Raw genomic sequence first — 19531 nt, 5'->3', positions numbered from 1 at the left:
GTTTATTTTTGCATTGCTCAGCTGGGTGAGTTTCAATGCAGTTTCACAGACTTATTGTTCATCCACATGGCAATATGCTCAGTATGGGTACTGGTACATTGAATCAGTGAAACTGGGAACGATGTATAACTACAACAACACTTATACATCATCCGGTTATTCTGACTACACCAGTTCCTACAATGCTAACCTGATTGCAGCCACCAACTACACCATGGAAGTTAAAAGTGCAGTAGGTATAGGAACATCCTATAATTTCTGCATGCGTGTATGGGCAGACTGGAACAAAGATGGTTCTTTTTCTTCAACGGAAATCATCTGGGATCGTTCGGGCGTGCCTGCTGTAAACGGCTCTACCGTTTCAACCACTATTGCTGTACCTGCTACGGCAGTACCGGGGACAACACGCCTGCGTATCGAGCTGACTTATGACTACTATGGCGGTGGCACTTACAATACGCTGACAACTGCCTGTACAGATGCTTACAACTACTATGGTGAAACCGAAGATTATGCGGTAACTGTTCAACCCTTATCCGGCTTTAATGTGGCATCTACCAGAAAAGTCCAGCCTCAGGTTTTCGGGGTTGACAGCAACTTATTTGAATTTGCATTTCAGAACCTCGGTGCCGATACCGTTTACTGGCTCGACCTCGGCTATTCACTCGACTGGGGAACTCCTGAGTTGGTTCTTAACTACACACCAAAAGGAGGTACTTTATATCCCGGAGAAGAAGAAACCTATGTCTTTGCTAAAAAAGTGTATGTCCCTACACCCGGGGATCATAAATTAAGAGCTTGGGTTACCAATGCAAACGACTCTTTCCCTGATAATAAAAGGTCAGACGATACTTTATATATCAACTTCTGTACGGGGATGAAAGGTACCTATAAAATTGGTGGTACCGGAGCAGATTTCCCCGGAATCAATGAAGCACTGACCAAACTTGCCCAGTGCGGCATAGTTGGTCCTGTGGTATTCAATGTGGCAGCCGGCACCTATAACCAGGCTATTAAACTTCAGCCAATAACCGGTATGAGTGCTACCAATACCGTTACCTTTATCGGAGCTGACAAATCAACGACTTTCATTACCAATACCCAGCAGGCCGTTATTGACATTGATGGAGCAAAGTATTACAGATTTAAAAACTTTACCATCAATGCAGTCAATTCCTCCAACTATTGTGTGCTTTGGTTCCACAACGATTCAAGGTATAACAATTTTGACAACTGCGTTTTAAATGCCTATCTGTCAACCAGCAGCAGCTATAATGTGGTACTTTTCTCAGGCTCTGCTAGTTCGTATTCGTCTTATGGTGCCAATGGCAGCTACAACGTTGTCTCGAACTGTGAACTAAATAATGGTTATGTAGGTGTAAGCCTTATGGGGCAAACCTATAATAACCCGAATCTTGACAGCAATGTATTCTATCGCAATGTATTCAAAAACCAGTATTATTATGCTGTTTATGCTTATTATCATAAAAGAAGCATGTTTATTCAGAACAGAATTTCCGGATTCCGTTACAGCTATGCTTATGGTATGTACAGCTACTATGGTCAGGGAACTGTTCTCGATGGAAACATTCTGAATCCCGGCCGTTATGGCTATTATATGTATTATGAAGGATATTATGGATCAGGTGATACAACCTATATCGTCAATAATATTATTTCCAACTTTATGGATGCTCAGTATCAGCAGGCCATTACCTTATATTATTATGCAACCCGTTGTCAGGTGCTTCATAATACCATTGTCGTTGAAGGCAATACCAATTCTTCCGATTATGCCTATTGTCTTGCTGTAAATTATTATCCCAACTCAGTAAATATTTTCAACAATATTTTCTATTCCAAGAGTCAGGGCTATCTGTTGAGATTCTATTATATTTATTACACTGGAAGGGTCTTCTGCGACAGAAATGATTACCTTTATACAACCGGAAAAGGATGGGACTTCTGGTATTACTATGATTATCTGTCAGGTACATACCTGAATGCCTACTGTAAAAACCTCGCTCAATGGCAGGCTGCACAAGGCAATGTCGGGGTTCACGATATGGCCTCTATGGAAAATGAAGATCCGAAATTCGTCAGTGCAACAGACTATCATATTAATTCTGCTTTTCCGCCCATGCGCTTTAAAAATGACTTTAAACTAAAAACTGATGTGGACGGAGATGCACGTTGTATTTATGAAACAGCCATTGGTGCTGATGAATCCAGTTATCCTGTTCAGAAACCCAAATCCAAATTCCTTTCTGAAGATACCGTTTGTGTCGGTACACCTGTAACCTTTGCCAATGCTGCTTCCAAAACTGCCCTGCAGGGTTACTGGTGGTATATGAATGGAAAATTTAAAACAAATGATTTTCATTTTGTAACAACATTCCCGGATCCGGATATTGATACAATTACACTAATTACTGAAAACTGCGGTGGTGGCGATACTTTCACCAAAATTGTTGTGGCTGATTATCCCAAAGTAAAACCTGTAACTGATTTTGTATCTGAAATGAATATAGTTGAAACTGCCTTTCCGGTTCAGTTCTACGACTTATCAACCAACTGTCCGACAGAATGGAGATGGAGTGTGTTTCCGGATTCAGTTTATGATCCTGCTTTAGGTGGAATGATGCCATCACATTCCTATATTCCGCCCACACATTATAAATCACAGAATCCTTACATCAGCTTTGATTATCCCGGCACTTACAAAATCTGTCTGTGGACAAAGAACAGTGTCGGTGCCGATTCAATGTGTAAGGAAAAATATATCATTGTAAAACCATCCCAGTGGATGTGTATTGCTGCATTCCCGACCACTACAAAGAGCTTGTACGGTATTCTTTACGATGATGGCGGTCCATTATCCAATTATGGCAACAACGTCAATTGCTATATTGCACTTGAACCCTGTGCCGGTGAATTAACTTTCGAACTGAAAAACTTTACTTCTCTTTCAGGCGATTATCTGAGAGTTTATGAAGGAACGAACAATCAAGGTAAAAAGCTATGGAATACAACGAATTATCCGAATGGTATTTATGGCAACTTTACAGATGCAACCTTCCAGAAAAAATTCACCTCATCGACCGGTAAACTGTATATCGAATGGATTACCAACGGAAGCGGACAAGCCGCAGGTTGGGAAGGTGAATGGTATGGAACTCCTGCTTTGTTCCCGGCTCCTGTTGCTGATTTTGAAGGGCCTGATACTATTTGCCTCGGTGTCCCGGCAACCTTCCATTCTACCAGCAAGGGAGAAGCTCTCTCCTTCAACTGGGATTTTGACATGGATAAGTTCTTTGATGCTTTCGATTCGATTGCTTCTTATACTTATCTCTTCTTTGGTGGTTCTTATGATATTACACTTCAGGTTGACAACTGTGGTGGTACTTCTACCAAAACAAAGAAAATTTATGTTGATCAACCCACTGACCCACCAACAGCTGACTTTAGCGCTGATATCAGAAAACCTGTAGCCAAAGAAGATTATGTGAAGTTCACAGATGAGTCACACGGTAATTTGTTTAATCCACTTGGTTGTGTGAATAGCTGGCTATGGAAAGTTTACCCTGATACCATGCTGGACGACCAGAACAACTGGGTGAAATCACACACCTTTGTCGGTGGTACTTCAGAAACCAGCCGGAATCCGATTATCAGATTCGAAAAAACAGGCAAATATTCCATTAAACTCTATGCTACTTATGATTTATACTATACTGACAGCATTTACAAACAAGACTATATTGAAGCTATTGCCTATTGCAAACCAACTGCCTCAAACCTGAATGCAGACATAGGTATCAGCCGTGTGAAACTTGAAAGCATCAACAATGCTTCAGGTATCGGAAAAGCTGCTTATACCAACTACAGCAATGACCATTGGACATACCTTGATATTCTGGGTACCTATAAGTTAACCGTTGAACGTAACTCTACCTTTAACAAAATGAACCGTGCTGCATGGATTGACTGGAACATAGACGGTGACTTTGATGACCAGGGCGAATTGCTTGGCACCGAAATAGATGCCTCAACTTTGTTCTGGGAACTCACCTTCTCCGTTCCTTCGACTGCAACCCAGGGTTCTACCAGAATGCGTGTAGCTACTTCTTTAGGTGGAATGCCTAACGGTTCCTGTGGTAACCGCCTCTTTGGTGAAGTGGAAGATTATCGTGTAGTTATCAGGCCTGACGGAACTCCTCCGGAAATAACACTTATCGGCAGCGACACTGTATATCTTGAACAATGTAACTGTAACTATAAGGATGCCGGTGCTACTGCTTATGATAATATTGCCGGTAGTATTCCTGTAACTGATAAAGGCACCAATCTGGATTGCAAAAATTCAGGGACCTACTTCTACAATTATGAAGCAAAAGACCCGTACAACAATATTGCAACCAAACGCAGGGTGATTATTGTTAATCCCGACAATGTAGCACCTGTCATCACACTTAAAGGAAAAGAATTTGATACCCTGAATGTCTTTAGTCTCTATACTGATCCGGGGTATAATGCCTATGATACCTGCTCTGGTCTTGATAAAGTGGATATTACAGGTAGTGTTGATACCGCACAGCTTGGCGATTATCAGATTACTTATACTGCCTATGACAAAAAAGGCAATACTGCCTCCGTATCAAGATGGGTAAGCATACGTGACCTCGATGATCCGAAGATTTACCTGAATGGTTACAGTGTAATGGATATTGATGTTCATACAACTTTCAATGATCCCGGTGTAACCATCACTGACAACTACTGTCAAAACCTCCAGCCTGAAATTACAGGATCAGTCAATATCCACAAACTTGGGAGTTACACCCTGACTTATTCCATCACTGATTGCAACGGAAATGGTCCGGTAAGTGTACAGCGTGTGGTCAATGTGGTAGATACCAAGGCACCTGTCATTGCAGTTAAACCACCTTATAAAGATGGCGATACCATCACTATTGAAGTGCTTAGTGTCTTCCAGATGCCTTCAGTCAACGTTACTGATAATTACAACTCTTTGAGTGAAATGACTGAAACTTACGGAGGTACCTACGTTTCCACCTTTGGGTTAGGCAACCCTGCCAATCAGCTGGGCGACTTTACCTTTACTTACAAGGTGGAAGATGGTTCCGGTAACAGCAGCATGATTTCATTTACCGTTCGTGTAAAAGATACTCAAAAGCCGGTTATCACACTGGTAGGTGATTATGTTTACAACATCTGCCGTTACGATACACTTGACCTGACAACTGTTACGGCAACCGTAACCGATAACTTTGACAAAAACCTTAAACCTACATTGAGCGGTTCCTATTTCACTGATTACTATGTCAACAGGTATATCGGTCTGTATTCGATTGTCTATAGTGCAGTGGATAATTCAGGGAATGAGGCACTTAAGGTTACCCGGTATGTCAATGTCGATGAATGTGAAAAGAGTATTGGCATGGAAGAAGGGTTGGCAAGGTATGTCAGGGTTTATCCTAATCCGACCAGGGGTGAATTCCTTGTGGATGTTCAGTTGCCGCAGAATACAGAGTTGAGCATTGTGATTACTGATATGCTCGGTCATCAGATCAATGCTTTGAGTCTGCACAATACGGTTGGCGGAACCTTCAGGATTGACCTCAGCAACCAGGCCGCTGGCGTTTACTTTGTAAATGTTACAACCACCGAATCAAGTGTTATTGAAAAGATAACCTTAACGAAATAAGTTTTTTAACCCAATAATGCAAAAGTCCCGGTCAAAAGCCGGGATTTTTGTTTTATGATGAATAAGATTATGGGAATGACCATCAAAGATGCTCAAAAAATGGTGGATACCTGGATCAAAGAAAAAGGTGTCAGGTATTTCAGCGAACTTACCAATCTTGCCGTACTGGTAGAAGAAGTAGGCGAACTATCCCGTCTGATGGCAAGAGTTTACGGAGATCAGTCGTTTAAGGAGCATGAAGATAAAGCCTCTATCGGTGAAGAGCTGGCTGATGTCTTCTGGGTACTCCTTTGTATTGCCAATCAGACAGGGGTGGATCTCACTGAGGAGTTAAAAAAATCGTTTGAAAAAAAAAGCAGGAGAGATGCTACCCGTCATTTGAATAACCCGAAATTGCGATGAAATTCAAGGTTATGAAATACGAGAAAAGAGGGGTTTCTGCTGATAAAAAAGATGTTCATGAAGCAATAAAACATCTCGATAAAGGTCTTTATCCTCAGGCTTTCTGTAAAATACTTCCCGATTTTCTTTACGGAGATGAGCAGTATGCCCTCATCATGCATGCCGATACAGCCGGAACAAAAACTTCATTGGCTTACCTATACTGGAAAGAAACCGGAGATGAAAATGTGTGGGAAGGTATCGTTCAGGACGCAATAGTGATGAATATTGATGATCTGGCTTGCTCGGGTGCTGCCAGTAATTTCATTTTGTCATCAACCATTGGCAGAAATAAAAACCTAATCAGTGGTGAAGTTATTTCAAGAGTGATCAATGCACAGGCTGTTTTTGCAGAGAAACTGAAAAAATTTGGGATTAATATCTATTTGGCCGGAGGTGAAACTGCTGATGTCGGGGATATTGTCCGTACCATTGATGTTGGAATAACAGTAGCAACTCGTATTAAAAGAAACGAGGTCATTGAAATAAGGCCGCAGCCGGGCGATGTGATTGTAGGTTTCGCTTCATTTGGCCAATCCATTTATGAAGATGGGTATAACAGCGGTATTGGCTCAAATGGATTGACCTTTGCCCGCCACGAAGTTTTGAATAAATATTATGCAGAAAAATATCCCGAATCTTACGATCCGGCTCTTTCTCCGGAAGTAATTTATTCAGGGAAAATGTTTCTGACTGATAATACCGGATTAAGTGATATTAATGTAGGTCGATTGTTGCTTTCTCCCACTCGTACTTATTTGCCTTTGCTTCAGGAAATTTTATTTTCTTACAGAAGCGAACTTCATGGCATAGTACATTGTACGGGAGGTGGACAAACCAAAATTCTCCATTTTATTGATAATCTTAAAATTGTAAAAAATAATCTGTTTGAAATTCCACCGGTATTCAGATTGATTCAGCAACAAAATGATACCCCGCTCAATGAAATGTTTAAAGTTTTCAACATGGGACATCGTCTGGAAATTTATTGCCATCCGGATTTAGCTGATAAATTAATTGCCGTTTCCGGCCAATTCGGTATTGAAGCCAGAATCATCGGACATGTGGAGGAAAGCTCCGGAAAAGAAGTTGTCATTCACTATGCAGGAGAGGAATTTACTTATTTTTAGAAACAAAAAATATTTTCTGAATAGAATGAAAACGTTTAGTTTTGCCTCTCAAATTATTGTGAATTAAATAACAAACAAATCATGACACTCTTAGAAAGCATTCACGAAAATGCAAAAAAACTCAATAAGCGTATTGTGCTCCCTGAGGCATGGGAAGAACGTACCCTGAGAGCAGCAGATATTGCCATTTCAACGAAAATTGCACAAATCACCCTAATCGGGGATGAAAAAATGATTCATGCAGAAGCTGAAAAGTTTGGATTGAAAAACATTGCAAAAGCGACAATTGTCAATCCTGATCGCTTTCACCGCATGGATGAATATGCCGAAATGCTTTATAATCTCCGGAAAAATAAAGGAATGACACCTGAGGAAGCAAAAAAACTGGTAAAAGATCCGTTGTATCTGGGTGTTATGCTGATAAAAAGCGGAGAAGTGGATGGAGAGGTTGCCGGAGCTAATAATGCCACAGGTGATGTGTTTCGTCCTGCTTTGCAGATCGTCAAAACCATGCCCGGCATTTCGATTGTCTCAAGTACATTTCTTATGTTGTTGAAAGACAAGAGTTTTGGAGAAGATGGTTTAATTCTTTTTGCTGATTGTGCCTTAAATCCAGACCCGGATGCAAAACAACTTGCCGACATAGCCATTGCAACCGCCCATACTGCCCGTGCATTGGGCAGAATAGAGCCTCGTGTGGCCATGCTTAGTTTTTCAACCAAAGGAAGTGCCTCTCATCCGCTGGTGGATAAGGTAGTGGAAGCTGTAAAAATTGCCAAACAGATTGCACCGGATCTGAAAATTGACGGAGAACTTCAGGCAGATGCCGCTTTGATTGAATCTATCGGGAAGAAAAAAGCTCCGGGCAGCGAAATAGCCGGAAGAGCAAATGTTTTAATTTTCCCTGACCTGCAAAGTGGAAACATTGCCTATAAACTTGTACAACGCCTTGCTGGTGCCGAAGCTGTCGGGCCGGTTACTCAGGGGATGGCTGCTCCTATCAACGACCTCTCACGGGGCTGCTCTGTGGATGATATTGTTAATGTTATTGCTATTACTGCCAACCAGGCAGGTGGTGTTTAATCGTTAAAAAAATATAAAATGGAAGTTTTAGAAGATTATGGTTTAAAAAAACGTAGCCGCACCCAGGACGGACTTATCAAAAAAATTGGTATTGTCGGAGGCGGTACAATGGGACAGGAAATCTCGGTTACTGTTTCCAAGGCCGGAATGGATGTGGTGATAGTCGATATTTCAGAAGAACGACTGTCTATCATTAGTCAGTTGATAAGTGATTTGCTCGACAATATGATTAACAGGTGGGGGATGACTCCGGGAGAAAAAAAATCGATCATGTCGAGAATCAGGCTCACGACCGATTATGCTGAACTGAAAGATTCAAATATTGTGATCGAGTGTATTAATACCGAAAAAACAATCAGCAATCTTGAAGAAAGGAAGAATGTTTTCAGAAAAGTTGAACAACATGTTGATGATCAAACTGTTATAGCTACCAATGCTTCAACCGTTCTGGTTGCCGATCTGGCTGTGGTTTTAAAACATCCTGAACGGGCTGTTGGCATTCACTTTCTTTCTCCTGTTCATTCAGTTGACATTATTGAACTGAACAAATGTGTGGTAACCAATAAGAATACCATCGACATCATTAATAAGTTTGCCAGGATGCTGAAAAAAGAAATTATCAATGTAACAGCTTCTCCCGGTAATATTTCCACCCGTCTGATCATTCCGCTGATTAATGAAGCCTGTGAATTGCTGATGGAAGGTGTCGGAACGGTTGAAGACATTGATAAAACCCTGATGAAGGGCTTCGGTATGCAGATGGGACCTTTTGCCCTCGCAGATAAAATAGGCCTTGATAAATTGCTGAAATGGATGGAGGGGCTCTATGATGAATTTGGTGATAAAAAGTACAAGACATCCCCAATTATTAAGCGTCTGGTTCGTTCCCAAATGTATGGCAGGCGTGTAGGAGAAGGCTTTTACAAATATGAAAACAGCAGAAGAATATCAAAGCCCGGCTCTATTCTCAATCTTGGTCGTGAAGACTTTTAATCACTACAAAATCAGAAGAAAATGAAAATATTAGTATTAAATTGCGGCAGTTCTTCCATAAAATATCAATTGTTTGACATGGTTGATGAAAAAGTGTTAGCCAAAGGAATTGTCGAAAAAATAGGATTAAGCGGATCTTTTTTAAAAAATGAAAGATATGATGGGGATAAGGTAACCCTCGAAGGTGAGGTGCTTGATCATCAGTCAGGTATTGAATATATTATCGGAGTATTAACCAGCGAACGCAGGGGCTGTATAAAAAGTGTCAAAGAAATCAATGCGGTAGGACATCGCGTGGTTCATGGAGCAGAGCGTTTTAAAGGAAGTGTCAGAATTACCGATGAAGTCATTGCCAAGATGGAAGAATGTATTGATCTGGCTCCGCTTCATAATCCACCCAACCTCAAGGGTATTTATGCAGTCAAGGAATTAATGCCGGATATACCTCAGGCAGGTGTTTTTGATACGGCATTTCACCAGACCATGCCTCCTTATGCCTATATGTATGCCATTCCATACAGCCTTTATGAGAAATACAAGGTCAGACGCTATGGTTTTCACGGAACAAGTCACCGGTATGTATCGAACAGAGCTGCTGAAATTCTGGGAAAAGATATAAAAGACCTGAAACTTATCACCTGTCATTTGGGGAATGGAGCTTCTATTGCCGCCATTGACGGAGGAAAATCAGTCGATACCTCAATGGGTTTGACTCCTGTTGAAGGTCTGATCATGGGAACCCGATGCGGTGATTTCGACCTGGGTGCTTTTACCTATATTATTGATAAAGAGGAAATCGATCTGGATGCTGCCAATACCCTGATTAATAAATTCAGTGGTATGCTTGGAGTTTCAGGTATTTCATCCGATATGAGGGATATTGAAAAAGCCGCTTCGGAAGGTAATGAAAGAGCTGCCCTTGCCCTTGAAATGTATGCCTACAGGGTTCGTAAGTATATCGGAGCTTATGCCGCTGCCATGAATGGAGTGGATGCCATTATCTTCACAGGAGGTATTGGTGAAAATGATGTTGAAACAAGGGGTAACATTTGCAAAAATCTTGGGTTTATTGGCGCTGAGCTTGATTTTCCCAAACATGATGGCCTGAGGGGAAAAGAAGCAATCATCAGTACTGAAAGTTCTAAGGTGAAAATCATGGTTATTCCTACCAATGAAGAGCTCGTTATTGCAAGGGATACGAAGGAGATTATTGAAAAAGGAGTGGACGTGCTTTAGTTTTTTTGTCCTTTGATGGCAATAACCTTAAGCTTGTTTTTATTACTGATGGCAAGGTAAATTTTACCATCATTTTTATTCTGCCACAAAAATGACTTTCCCTCCATATATATTTTTTGGATATTTTCTCCGGAAGTGATGATTAATGAATCATTCTCAATACTATAGCTGACATTGTCAGCCTTCAGGCTGTTGCTTTTTGAAAAGGTATAACTGGTATTTTCAATGGTAAGTTCGGGAAAACGAAATACTTTATTTTTAAAAGACTGCCCATCGAGTGCCGACAGAAAAACAAGATAACGATTGTCGTCTGTAAAAAAAATACTGTCGGAGTAAAGGATGTATTTTGTTTTGATATGCATGGTTTTGTTGGTCATTGCATCAATAACAGGAATTTTTTTACCGGGTTTTGTTAAAAAGTAGTTGACATAATACCTTCCGTCACTGCTTACAGCCCATTTTCCGATACCCCATTGCCCTGTAATAATATCGTCCAGTTGTTTTTGTTTTTGAACGTCCCAGCGTAAAAACCTGCCTCCCAACCCATCCTGGTCGAGGTCTGAGGCTGCTACCACCAGTTTCCCTTCATTACACAATCGGGGTTGTTTTACCTGATAACTGTTTGATGTCTTGTACCGGTCACCTTTTTCACTGGACAGACGGGCTTTTAAAAAAAATGGATTTTCACGGTCAGAAGAGTTGTAAACAAACAACTCTTTTTCATGATCATACAACATAATACATTGGTTATCAGAAATATATATGTCGTGTATCCTGCAGGTCCCCTGAGTAAAAGTGAGATTGATTAAGGTATCAAAAAGCTGTGAATAGGAGAGATGCCGGTTCAATACCATGATGAAAAAGAAAACGACCGTTAATTTAGTATTTGACTGAGTCATCTGATTGTTTTGAATAAAAAAATTCTACTGCAAAGATAGTCAATAAATTAGATTTGCTTTTGAATCAGATCAGTGCTAAGATTTTATTTTATTGCCATGAAAGATTTTATCTTTACGCAAAAAACAAAAGCCTATGACTATTCAAATTATCGTCATTTGCCTGTATCTGGTGTTTATTCTGGTATGGGGATTTTATCATGGAAGAAAAGTAAAGTCATCCGAAGATTTTGCCATTGCTGGCAGAGGCTTGCCCGGATGGGCGGCTGCTCTTTCCGAAAGGGCTGCGGGTGAATCCTCATGGGCATTGCTGGGGCTTCCCGGTGCTGCTTATGCGACAGGACTCACAGAGATATGGACTGCTATCGGATGTGTGGCGGGTATCATTACAGCATGGGTTTTAATTGCCTGGCGGCTGCGCAATGCCGCTGAGCATTACAAAGTCTCGACTTTTACTGAATTGCTGGCCCGGTTCCACCCCGATACCGGGAAATGGTTGAAAATAGTCGTCAGCCTGACTATTGTGTTTTTCTTTTTCCTTTATGTCGGAGCTCAACTCATCGGTGGTGGCAAAACTTTTAACAGCCTGTTTGAGATAAAACCTGTTATCGGCATGTTGATAATGATGGCTATTGTAGTGCCTTATACCATATATGGTGGATTCAGAAGCGTTGTCTATGCCGATGTGATACAGGCAGTTATCATGATTATTGCCCTGATTGCCGGACCTGTGGTCGGCATCTGGTATATCGCTCATCATCCCGAACTTTTTGCTCAAAACATTCCTGATGCCATTCACCGCGCAGGCGATACCTATTCTTCTCTCACAGGTGCAGCAAAAGGTTATACTTCAGGGGTTGTCATAGCTACCGGGTTTTCCTGGTTCTTCGGTTATCTGGGCGGCATGCCTCAGCTGAGTATGCGTTTTATGGCCATTAAAGATCATAAACATGCGAAGATGGCCAGAAATATTGGTGTCATCTGGACAATCATTGCCTATACGGGTGCTCTTTGTATCGGATGGATTGGCATTGCTGTCTTTGGTCCTCAAAGTCTTGATGATCAGGAAAAAGTAATGCCCGAATTGATGAAGGTTTTGTTTCATCCTGCATTTTCTACCTTGTTGATTACGGGAGTGATTGCAGCCATGCTTTCTACTGCCGATAGCCTGCTTATCCTCTCGGCCACAGAGCTTTCCGAAAACATTATTAAACCATTGAGCAAAAATAAAAATGCCGGAAACGACAGGCACTCGCTTTTCAAATCAAGGCTGATAACTTTATTACTGGCAATGGTGGCACTTGTTTTTGCCCTTCTTACCCCTCAGAAGTTGATTTTCAATATTGTAGGTTATGTCTGGGCAGGTGTGGGATGCACTTTTTCAGTTGTGATCCTTTTTTCTTTGTTCTGGAAACGTTTTCATGGAAAAGCCGCCCTTATCACAGCAATTACCGGACTCTTGCTTTCTGTTGTCTGGATCAGTACCGGCATGAGTGAGCATTTTAATGCACGTATCCTCGTTTTTCTGGTTTGTATTCTGGTTGCCTGGTTGTCAACCCTTCTGATAAAGAGCAATAAGGAAAATGCTGTTTAAAATGATACCTGATTTTTTTGTAAGATTTTAGCAATCAGTTATTTAAAGAAAACTCAGGGTAATTCAAAGTGCTGAATTTCATTTTCTGTCAGCCTGCCGTTCAGCCATTCATCGCTGATTTCTGCCCTGTATTTCTTCTTGTAAAATTCGATGGCAGGAGTGTTCCAGTTAAGCACCTGCCACATCAGCCGTTTGGCCTTATGTTCTCTGGCTGCCTTCAACACTTCATTGAATAGCTTTTCTCCGATTCCCTGTCGCCTGAATTCCTGCCTGACGATAATATCTTCCAGATAGATACATTTTCCCTTCCATGTTGAATAGGCAAAATACCAGAATGCCATCCCAACAATTCCGTGAGATTTATTTTCAGCAAGATAAACATGAAATAACGGATTTTTACCAAATCCATCCCTGATCAGTTCATCAGTGGTAACTGTTACTTCCTGAGGAGCTTTTTCATATTCTGCCAGCTCTTTTATTAAATTCAGAATTGAATTTACATCATCTTTGACCGCTTTTCTTATGATTACTTCCATGTTAACAATTTTCCGGTTACAACATTATCAGGTACTTATAATCCCAGTTCATCAGCAATTTCCCGCATGGCATTCACTGCTAAGTCTGCAAATTCAGGCATTGGTATTCCTATTTTTTCGCATTCGAGGATGTGTTCCCGCTTGACGGATGCTGCAAAGGCCTTTTCTGTCATGCGTTTTACTACAGATTTGGGTTTTACGGAGGCAATTTTTTTGTCGGGATAAACATAGGTAGTAGCGAATATTAATCCGGTAATGGTTTCACCGGCAGCCAGTGCGTGCTGAAATACGGTATTTCTTTCCAGTCCGGTAGCTTCTTCATTATGCATTTTTATGGCTTCAATCATTTCGGGATCATAGCCAAGCTCAGTAAGGATTTCAGCAGTATTAAGCCCATGAATCTTTGGATTGGCTTCAGTGATTTCAACATCCAGATCGTGAAGCAGGCCGGCCAGTCCCCAGACATGCTCATCATAACCTAATTTTCTTGCCAGAGCCTTCATCACGGCTTCCGAAGCAAGGCAATGACGGAGCATATTTTCCTTTTTTATATACTCTTTTAATAGCTGAAGTGATTCTTCCCTTGTTTTCATCGTGTTTTCTGTTTTAAATGATGGTGATTTTTCGGCTGACAAATTTTAAAAAAAAACGGATAAAATATTTTCAAACTTACAGATAATCATTTTACCTTTGCAGCGAAACAAAATTAAAGAAATGGACGATTATCCTGCGGATGGTAATCAACGCGTAAAACCCTGACCGGACAGGAATAAGTGATCTGCCTGCCCGGTTATAAAAGAAAAAGGAGGTAATATGATCACTTATTTCAGCAAGGAAGGAGGGTTGAAAGTTCTGCCTGCCTACGAAAAAAACTGTTGGATAAACGTTGAAAAACCCACTAATGAAGAAGTAAAAATCCTTTCCGGTATCTTTTCAATACCTGAGGATTTTATTACCGACATTCTGGATATTGACGAAAGGTCGCGTCTCGAAATTGAAGACAAATGGCTTTTTATCATTATCCGTATTCCTGTTCATGTGGTCAATGACGGGGTGCCTTACATAACAGTGCCGCTGGGTATCCTTATCTCTGACGAAACCATTATCACCATTTGCCAGTACGACAATGATGTTATCCCTCTGTTTATTCGGCAGGAACGATTACGAAAGATTGATTTTGAAAATAATATGAGTTTTGTCCTTCAGATTTTTCTGATTGCAGCAAACACTTATCTGAAATATCTGAAGCAAATCAACATTCAGACTTCAATCATTGAAGCCGACCTCGAACGTTCGACCCGAAACAAAGAGTTGCAGCGCCTGCTGAAAATGGAAAAATGCCTGGTTTATTTTATTACTTCATTAAAGTCAAATGAGTTGGTACTTGCCCGGATGAAAAGCTCCCGCCACATACAAATGAATGAATATAACGAGGATTTTCTGGAAGATGTTATCATCGAAAACAAACAGGCTCTTGAAATTGCAAATATTTACAGCGATATTCAGAGTGGTCTCATGGATGCCTTCGCTTCCGTGATTTCAAACAATCTGAACGCCATCATGAAACGCCTGACCTCCGTTACCATTATCCTGATGATTCCTACCCTGATTGCCAGTTTTTTTGGAATGAACATTAAAAATTACCTTGAACTCTCATCTTCAGGATTTTATATTGTCGTATCCGCATCATTGGCACTGGCTATCGGGATAGCTTATTTTTTCAGAAAAATAAACTGGCTCTGAGTGTATTAAAAAATGATTATCAGGAGATTACTGTAAAGAAAGTGATTTCTCTGCCTGTCGTTTTTACTGAATCACTATTTTTTGGATAAGATGGGTTTCACGGTTTTTCAGCAGATAAATACCTCTTTCCAGTTCCAGATTTATCTCTGTCAGTGGTTCTTTTGTTTCTATTGTTGTTATTAATTTCCCGTTTATATCCATTAAATAAAAAGTAGCAATCTGGTCATATTCAATCACAAAATGTCCTGAAGATGGATTGGGGAAAATTTTCAGCCGGGAGGACTGATATTTTTCATATTCTTCAATGACTGACGGAGTCAATGATCTGTAAATCAATCCGTCAAGTGAATATCTGGATAGTATTACCTGGCTTTCCGGCATCATGCCACATCTATCGGAAAATATCGAATAGTAATAATTTCCTGATTTATCCGGAAACATTATAAATGAATAGAATGAAGAAGGGACATATAAAAGATTACTTTCGCTGATATGAATAGATAAACCTTTTGAATCATAATTTCTGCTTCCATAACCATTTATCAGCCCTAATATTGGTTCTCCTGTTGTATGGTCAATTTTGATGATTTTTGATGATTCATAGATGCCCATGTTTCCTCTGTCAGAAATCAGCCATGATTTTTTTGAGGGGAAAAGAGTAATGGTGTCATAATAAGAGGAAGAGCATAATTGTGCCCAAATATCACCGTTTTTATCGATGGCAAAGGTTGATTTGTTTGACTGGTTTGCCTGATGGAATTTTAACATCCAGATAAAATTACCTGAAGTATCGCATTTGATAAGGATTTTCTGTAGATTATTATAGGCGTTGTTGTTGGATGTGCAGTTGATAATTATTTCATTTTCAGATAAAAATAAAAATTTTGGCACAGTTTCAATAAATTCGATTTCGGAAAGATTAGGCAAATTAAATTCCCTGGAGGAAACAATCAAAGAGTCACCAGATAGTTTGATTTCTCTGGGTTTAGTAATGCCCTTGAACCACCATGTATTCCTAAACTTATTATATGACCAGTAGGTTTGAGTGTTCCCGATGAGATTATTGAATTTTGTCTGATATTTATAGATGGAATCATTTTCATTCAAAAAACCAACTTTTTCAAGCAGATTTGGATGATAATACGGAGAATATTGGTTAATTGGTGAAAATAAGACAATTTTTTTCCCTTGACTGAAAATATATTTGCTGGCTTGCGGGAAAGACAAAAGCTTAATAAATTCACCTGTAGAGTATTTGACAATCAGACAAACTTGTGCCGTGTAAGAAGAGTTGATAGTATAATCAGTTTGGTCATATCTGATAATACCAGTCGGAGATTTTGGAGAAATGGCAATATATAATTTATCAGATGCTGGTTCCTTATAAATATCGTCAACAATGAACCAATTATCCATATATTTTGCCCAGACAGGATTCCCCTGGTTATTGAATTTTGCAAGATAACCTCCGTAATTATCTTGACCGTTTTGGGTGTTTAAGGTTATGGCATTTTGTGTATTTTCTCCAATAACCATTGTTTTTCCCGGCTGCGATTGAGTTTCTCCTCTTACTATTATTTCTCCATTTTCAAACTCTTTTATATTTTCAATTGATGAACTACCGGAACAACATCTGACAAGCGTAGCCCAGTCGGGTGTTGCCAGATTATTTGAAACTTTATATTGTGAGAACAGCAGAAACCATTGAAATACGATTATGGCTGATAACAGAAACCTTTTCATATCCTCTTATTTAATTTCTTTGCTGAATAAATAACCTGCATACGAAAGCCAAAGTTTTCCTTCGTCATATCTGGCATCTATATGCCTGAATTTGACACCCCATTTACTGTTGAATTTCGGGGGATCTATCTGTGTGGTTGTACCATTTTCCAGTTTTTTTATAATTGGTCCATCGGTTGTTCTCTCTACAAAAATGAGGGTATTATATTTTTCATCAACCCATTGAAATTTATGTTTTATTATATCGTAAGTTTCTGATTGTGGAATATTATACGTTGAAATCAGTTCGAACTTTAGCCTAAACATGTCGAACTTAAAAATGTACATTTTTTCCTTGCTGAAAAGCGCAAAAAGGAAGTCATTGCCATAGTTATAATAAGTTATAGGAAATTCTTGCTTTCCCGGATATTGATAACCGGGGATAAATTCACTAATTCTATTGTAAAAAATGGTATTGTAATCATAGGCCTGTTTAGTGTCTGAATATTCATCGCTGATAAGCTGAGGGGTAACTCTTGATACTAGAAAAAAGTTGGAGTCGGTTTGGTGGCTGATAACATATATTTCATCATTTTTAAATCCTGCTCCAAGGTAATAACAGGGATTCCATGCATAAAGATTAGATAACCTCACTTCCTGTCCCAGTGATTTGACCCTAAGGTAGGAATGTGTGGCTGCCATTCCTTTAAACTGATGGAAATAATTTTCCATTCCCGGAGCAACATGTCCGATATTGGCTTTTTGTCCAAAAACTTCATAATCATAATCGCCCAAGCCCAGCACTTTTATGCTCAAACTGGGAAATATAAGTTTAGATTCTTTATAGGTAAAATACAAATCGGGGCGATCGAAAGGCATTTTTACAGTTTTATAAGTCCCATCGGTATTCAGAATCGACCTGTACATATCTGCATATTCATTATAGTCGGGATCATTGACTATAATATCTATAAAACTATGAAAAACACTGATTTGTCCTTTGGGATGAGGATAAACTTTTTGCAGGATAACTCTTGAAGTAGAATAGAATGAATTGCTTATTTCGTAATATCCCTCGTATTTCCAGCCTTTCAGATCGTCAACAAAGTAAAGTTCTTTTGGAATTGTGGGGGTAGGATTATTCTTGTTGCAGTCAGCTGCTGAAAAAATCAGATATGAAAAAATAACACTAAAAAACAATAAAAACTTTTTCATAAGTTCATGAGATTATTTTTTAATGAATTGTAATTGTCCGTATGCTTTTACATCTTTTACCAATATACTTGCCCGGGGTTTAAAGTCGTCTTTAACCAGATAAATATTGCCGGCAGCATAAAGAAGTTCAGTATTACTGATCCAAATAGGTTTAAACTTTTTTGTACTTGATTTCGATTCATCCGGTATATCGGATGTTTGAGTAAGATTAAATTTATCCAACCCGTTCAGGCCAATCGCCATAATATCGCCACATTTATAAATATTACCATTGTAGGTGTAATCTCGTGTAACAGTATAAGCAAGTCTTTGTCCATCCGGAGAAAGTGTGAAGTTTTCAATAATCTCATTAAACAATGGTTTGATTGTCCCATCTTTCAGATTAGCGTAATACATCTGACTGGTTGACTGAAAAATCAATGTATCGTTCCGGTAAAAAAATTCTCCATAAATAGGAAAGCTATGTCCTCTAATTATTTTACCACTATTAACATCAATTTCATAAAAATGATATGCACCGTTTTGAATGCCGGAAGCAAGAATTCTTTTCCCATCTTCGTGCCATGCAATTTGTTTAAACATGATGACGCTGTCATATAATGGGAAAGAGGAGGATGTATATCTGGTTTTCATTTTAAGTTCACCATCTGCACTTTTTATAATTATCTGATATTCTATTGAAGGAAATTCAATGTAGGCTATCTTATCACTTTCGGGAGACCAGGCAACATCTTTGCTCTCTTCCCCAAAACTTACTTTTCCTATGTTCGTAAGTGTTTTGTCGTCAATGTTGTAGATCATCAGTTTATTATTATCAAGCGATTTGAATGCAACCTTTTTATTGTCAGGCGACAAAACAGGATAATTATCGCCATCCAGAGCATTGATATCAGGCAGGTTACTGATAATATTGCTGATACGGGTAAGGTTTTTCCCACTTTCATCGCACATATAAACTTCACCATAAATATGGTCAAGACCACTGACAAAAATATATGTTCCTTTATTATTCCCCTTGGAAGTGATGTTATTATTAAAAATATCTTCACAGGAAGAAAAGAAAATAATTAAGGTCAATAAAATTAATACTGATGAAGCATTAATCAGATTTTTTCTTAAATTTTTCATTTCTGTATTTTTAGCTGATTTACTATCAAAAAGTTATGGATTAAGCCTGCTTATGATTAACTCTTCTTTATACCTATAAATACCAT

General features: G+C 39.4%; 14 protein-coding genes. 8 read left to right on the top strand and 6 right to left on the bottom strand.

Features of this window, described 5'->3' with window-relative positions; genetic code table 11:
* The 6 genes from GX437_11705 to GX437_11680 all read left to right on the top strand — a co-directional run.
* Positions 1–5728, top strand: a 5728-nt coding sequence (locus tag GX437_11705) for a DUF5011 domain-containing protein (GenBank protein NLJ08325.1), incomplete at its 5' end; no start/stop codon positions are given.
* A gap of 75 nt (positions 5729–5803) precedes the next feature.
* Entirely contained in the window at positions 5804–6130 is a 327-nt protein-coding gene (locus tag GX437_11700; protein ID NLJ08324.1) for a nucleotide pyrophosphohydrolase, read from the top strand.
* Positions 6127–7299 carry a phosphoribosylformylglycinamidine cyclo-ligase gene (locus GX437_11695; GenBank protein ID NLJ08323.1) on the top strand — a complete coding sequence of 391 codons (1173 nt, stop codon included), beginning with the start codon at positions 6127–6129 and terminating at the stop codon, positions 7297–7299. Before GX437_11700 ends, GX437_11695 begins: the two co-directional genes overlap by 4 nt.
* Positions 7300–7380: 81 nt before the next feature.
* Positions 7381–8382: a phosphate acetyltransferase gene (gene pta / locus GX437_11690; protein NLJ08322.1), complete on the top strand. Its 1002-nt coding sequence runs from the start codon at positions 7381–7383 to the stop codon at positions 8380–8382.
* 18 nt (positions 8383–8400) lie between these two features.
* Positions 8401–9375 (top strand): 3-hydroxyacyl-CoA dehydrogenase family protein, encoded by a 975-nt coding sequence (locus GX437_11685; GenBank protein NLJ08321.1) that lies wholly within the window; start codon positions 8401–8403, stop codon positions 9373–9375.
* A gap of 21 nt (positions 9376–9396) precedes the next feature.
* The gene (locus tag GX437_11680; protein NLJ08320.1) at positions 9397–10611 is read left to right on the top strand and encodes an acetate kinase; all 1215 of its coding nucleotides are present in this window, start codon (positions 9397–9399) and stop codon (positions 10609–10611) included.
* Here GX437_11680 and GX437_11675 read toward each other — a convergent pair.
* Entirely contained in the window at positions 10608–11510 is a 903-nt protein-coding gene (locus GX437_11675) for a hypothetical protein (GenBank protein NLJ08319.1), read from the bottom strand. The two genes, GX437_11680 and GX437_11675, sit on opposite strands and share 4 nt — an antisense overlap.
* Before the next feature lie 133 nt (positions 11511–11643).
* Between GX437_11675 and GX437_11670 the strand changes: the two genes are divergently transcribed.
* Positions 11644–13101, top strand: coding sequence for a sodium/proline symporter (locus tag GX437_11670; protein NLJ08318.1), 1458 nt, complete (start codon positions 11644–11646; stop codon positions 13099–13101).
* Positions 13102–13154: 53 nt separating this feature from the next.
* On the opposite strand, the gene GX437_11665 is transcribed toward GX437_11670, so the two are convergent.
* Positions 13155–13637: a GNAT family N-acetyltransferase gene (locus GX437_11665; protein ID NLJ08317.1), complete on the bottom strand. Its 483-nt coding sequence runs from the start codon at positions 13635–13637 to the stop codon at positions 13155–13157.
* A 35-nt stretch (positions 13638–13672) separates the two neighbouring features.
* Entirely contained in the window at positions 13673–14230 is a 558-nt protein-coding gene (locus tag GX437_11660) for an HDIG domain-containing protein (GenBank protein ID NLJ08316.1), read from the bottom strand.
* 220 nt (positions 14231–14450) lie between these two features.
* On the opposite strand from GX437_11660, the gene GX437_11655 reads away from it, so the two are divergent.
* A complete protein-coding gene (locus GX437_11655; GenBank protein NLJ08315.1) occupies positions 14451–15380 on the top strand; it encodes a magnesium transporter CorA family protein in 930 nt (309 codons plus the stop codon).
* Positions 15381–15443: 63 nt separating this feature from the next.
* On the opposite strand, the gene GX437_11650 is transcribed toward GX437_11655, so the two are convergent.
* Genes GX437_11650 through GX437_11640 form a run of 3 tightly spaced genes read right to left on the bottom strand, consistent with a single transcriptional unit; the run spans position 15444 to position 19445 of the window.
* Positions 15444–17123 carry a T9SS type A sorting domain-containing protein gene (locus GX437_11650; GenBank protein NLJ08314.1) on the bottom strand — a complete coding sequence of 560 codons (1680 nt, stop codon included), beginning with the start codon at positions 17121–17123 and terminating at the stop codon, positions 15444–15446.
* Between the two features lie 6 nt (positions 17124–17129).
* Positions 17130–18317, bottom strand: coding sequence for a hypothetical protein (locus tag GX437_11645; GenBank protein NLJ08313.1), 1188 nt, complete (start codon positions 18315–18317; stop codon positions 17130–17132).
* 12 nt (positions 18318–18329) lie between these two features.
* Positions 18330–19445 (bottom strand): hypothetical protein, encoded by a 1116-nt coding sequence (locus tag GX437_11640; protein NLJ08312.1) that lies wholly within the window; start codon positions 19443–19445, stop codon positions 18330–18332.
* Positions 19446–19531 lie beyond the last annotated feature (86 nt).

The organism is Sphingobacteriales bacterium (assembly GCA_012517435.1).
Lineage (GTDB): Bacteria > Bacteroidota > Bacteroidia > CAILMK01 > JAAYUY01 > JAAYUY01.
This window is presented reverse-complemented; position numbering and strand designations above follow the sequence as displayed.

What these genes read in the sequence shown, in the direction of transcription:
- GX437_11700 (NLJ08324.1), top strand. Translation starts at nt 5,804, where the DNA reads ATGACCATCAAAGATGCTCAAAAAATGGTGGATACCTGGATCAAAGAA.
- GX437_11695 (NLJ08323.1), top strand. Translation starts at nt 6,127, where the DNA reads ATGAAATTCAAGGTTATGAAATACGAGAAAAGAGGGGTTTCTGCTGAT.
- pta (NLJ08322.1), top strand. Translation starts at nt 7,381, where the DNA reads ATGACACTCTTAGAAAGCATTCACGAAAATGCAAAAAAACTCAATAAG.
- GX437_11685 (NLJ08321.1), top strand. Translation starts at nt 8,401, where the DNA reads ATGGAAGTTTTAGAAGATTATGGTTTAAAAAAACGTAGCCGCACCCAG.
- GX437_11680 (NLJ08320.1), top strand. Translation starts at nt 9,397, where the DNA reads ATGAAAATATTAGTATTAAATTGCGGCAGTTCTTCCATAAAATATCAA.
- GX437_11675 (NLJ08319.1), bottom strand. Translation starts at nt 11,510, where the DNA reads ATGACTCAGTCAAATACTAAATTAACGGTCGTTTTCTTTTTCATCATG.
- GX437_11670 (NLJ08318.1), top strand. Translation starts at nt 11,644, where the DNA reads ATGACTATTCAAATTATCGTCATTTGCCTGTATCTGGTGTTTATTCTG.
- GX437_11665 (NLJ08317.1), bottom strand. Translation starts at nt 13,637, where the DNA reads ATGGAAGTAATCATAAGAAAAGCGGTCAAAGATGATGTAAATTCAATT.
- GX437_11660 (NLJ08316.1), bottom strand. Translation starts at nt 14,230, where the DNA reads ATGAAAACAAGGGAAGAATCACTTCAGCTATTAAAAGAGTATATAAAA.
- GX437_11655 (NLJ08315.1), top strand. Translation starts at nt 14,451, where the DNA reads ATGATCACTTATTTCAGCAAGGAAGGAGGGTTGAAAGTTCTGCCTGCC.
- GX437_11650 (NLJ08314.1), bottom strand. Translation starts at nt 17,123, where the DNA reads ATGAAAAGGTTTCTGTTATCAGCCATAATCGTATTTCAATGGTTTCTG.
- GX437_11645 (NLJ08313.1), bottom strand. Translation starts at nt 18,317, where the DNA reads ATGAAAAAGTTTTTATTGTTTTTTAGTGTTATTTTTTCATATCTGATT.
- GX437_11640 (NLJ08312.1), bottom strand. Translation starts at nt 19,445, where the DNA reads ATGAAAAATTTAAGAAAAAATCTGATTAATGCTTCATCAGTATTAATT.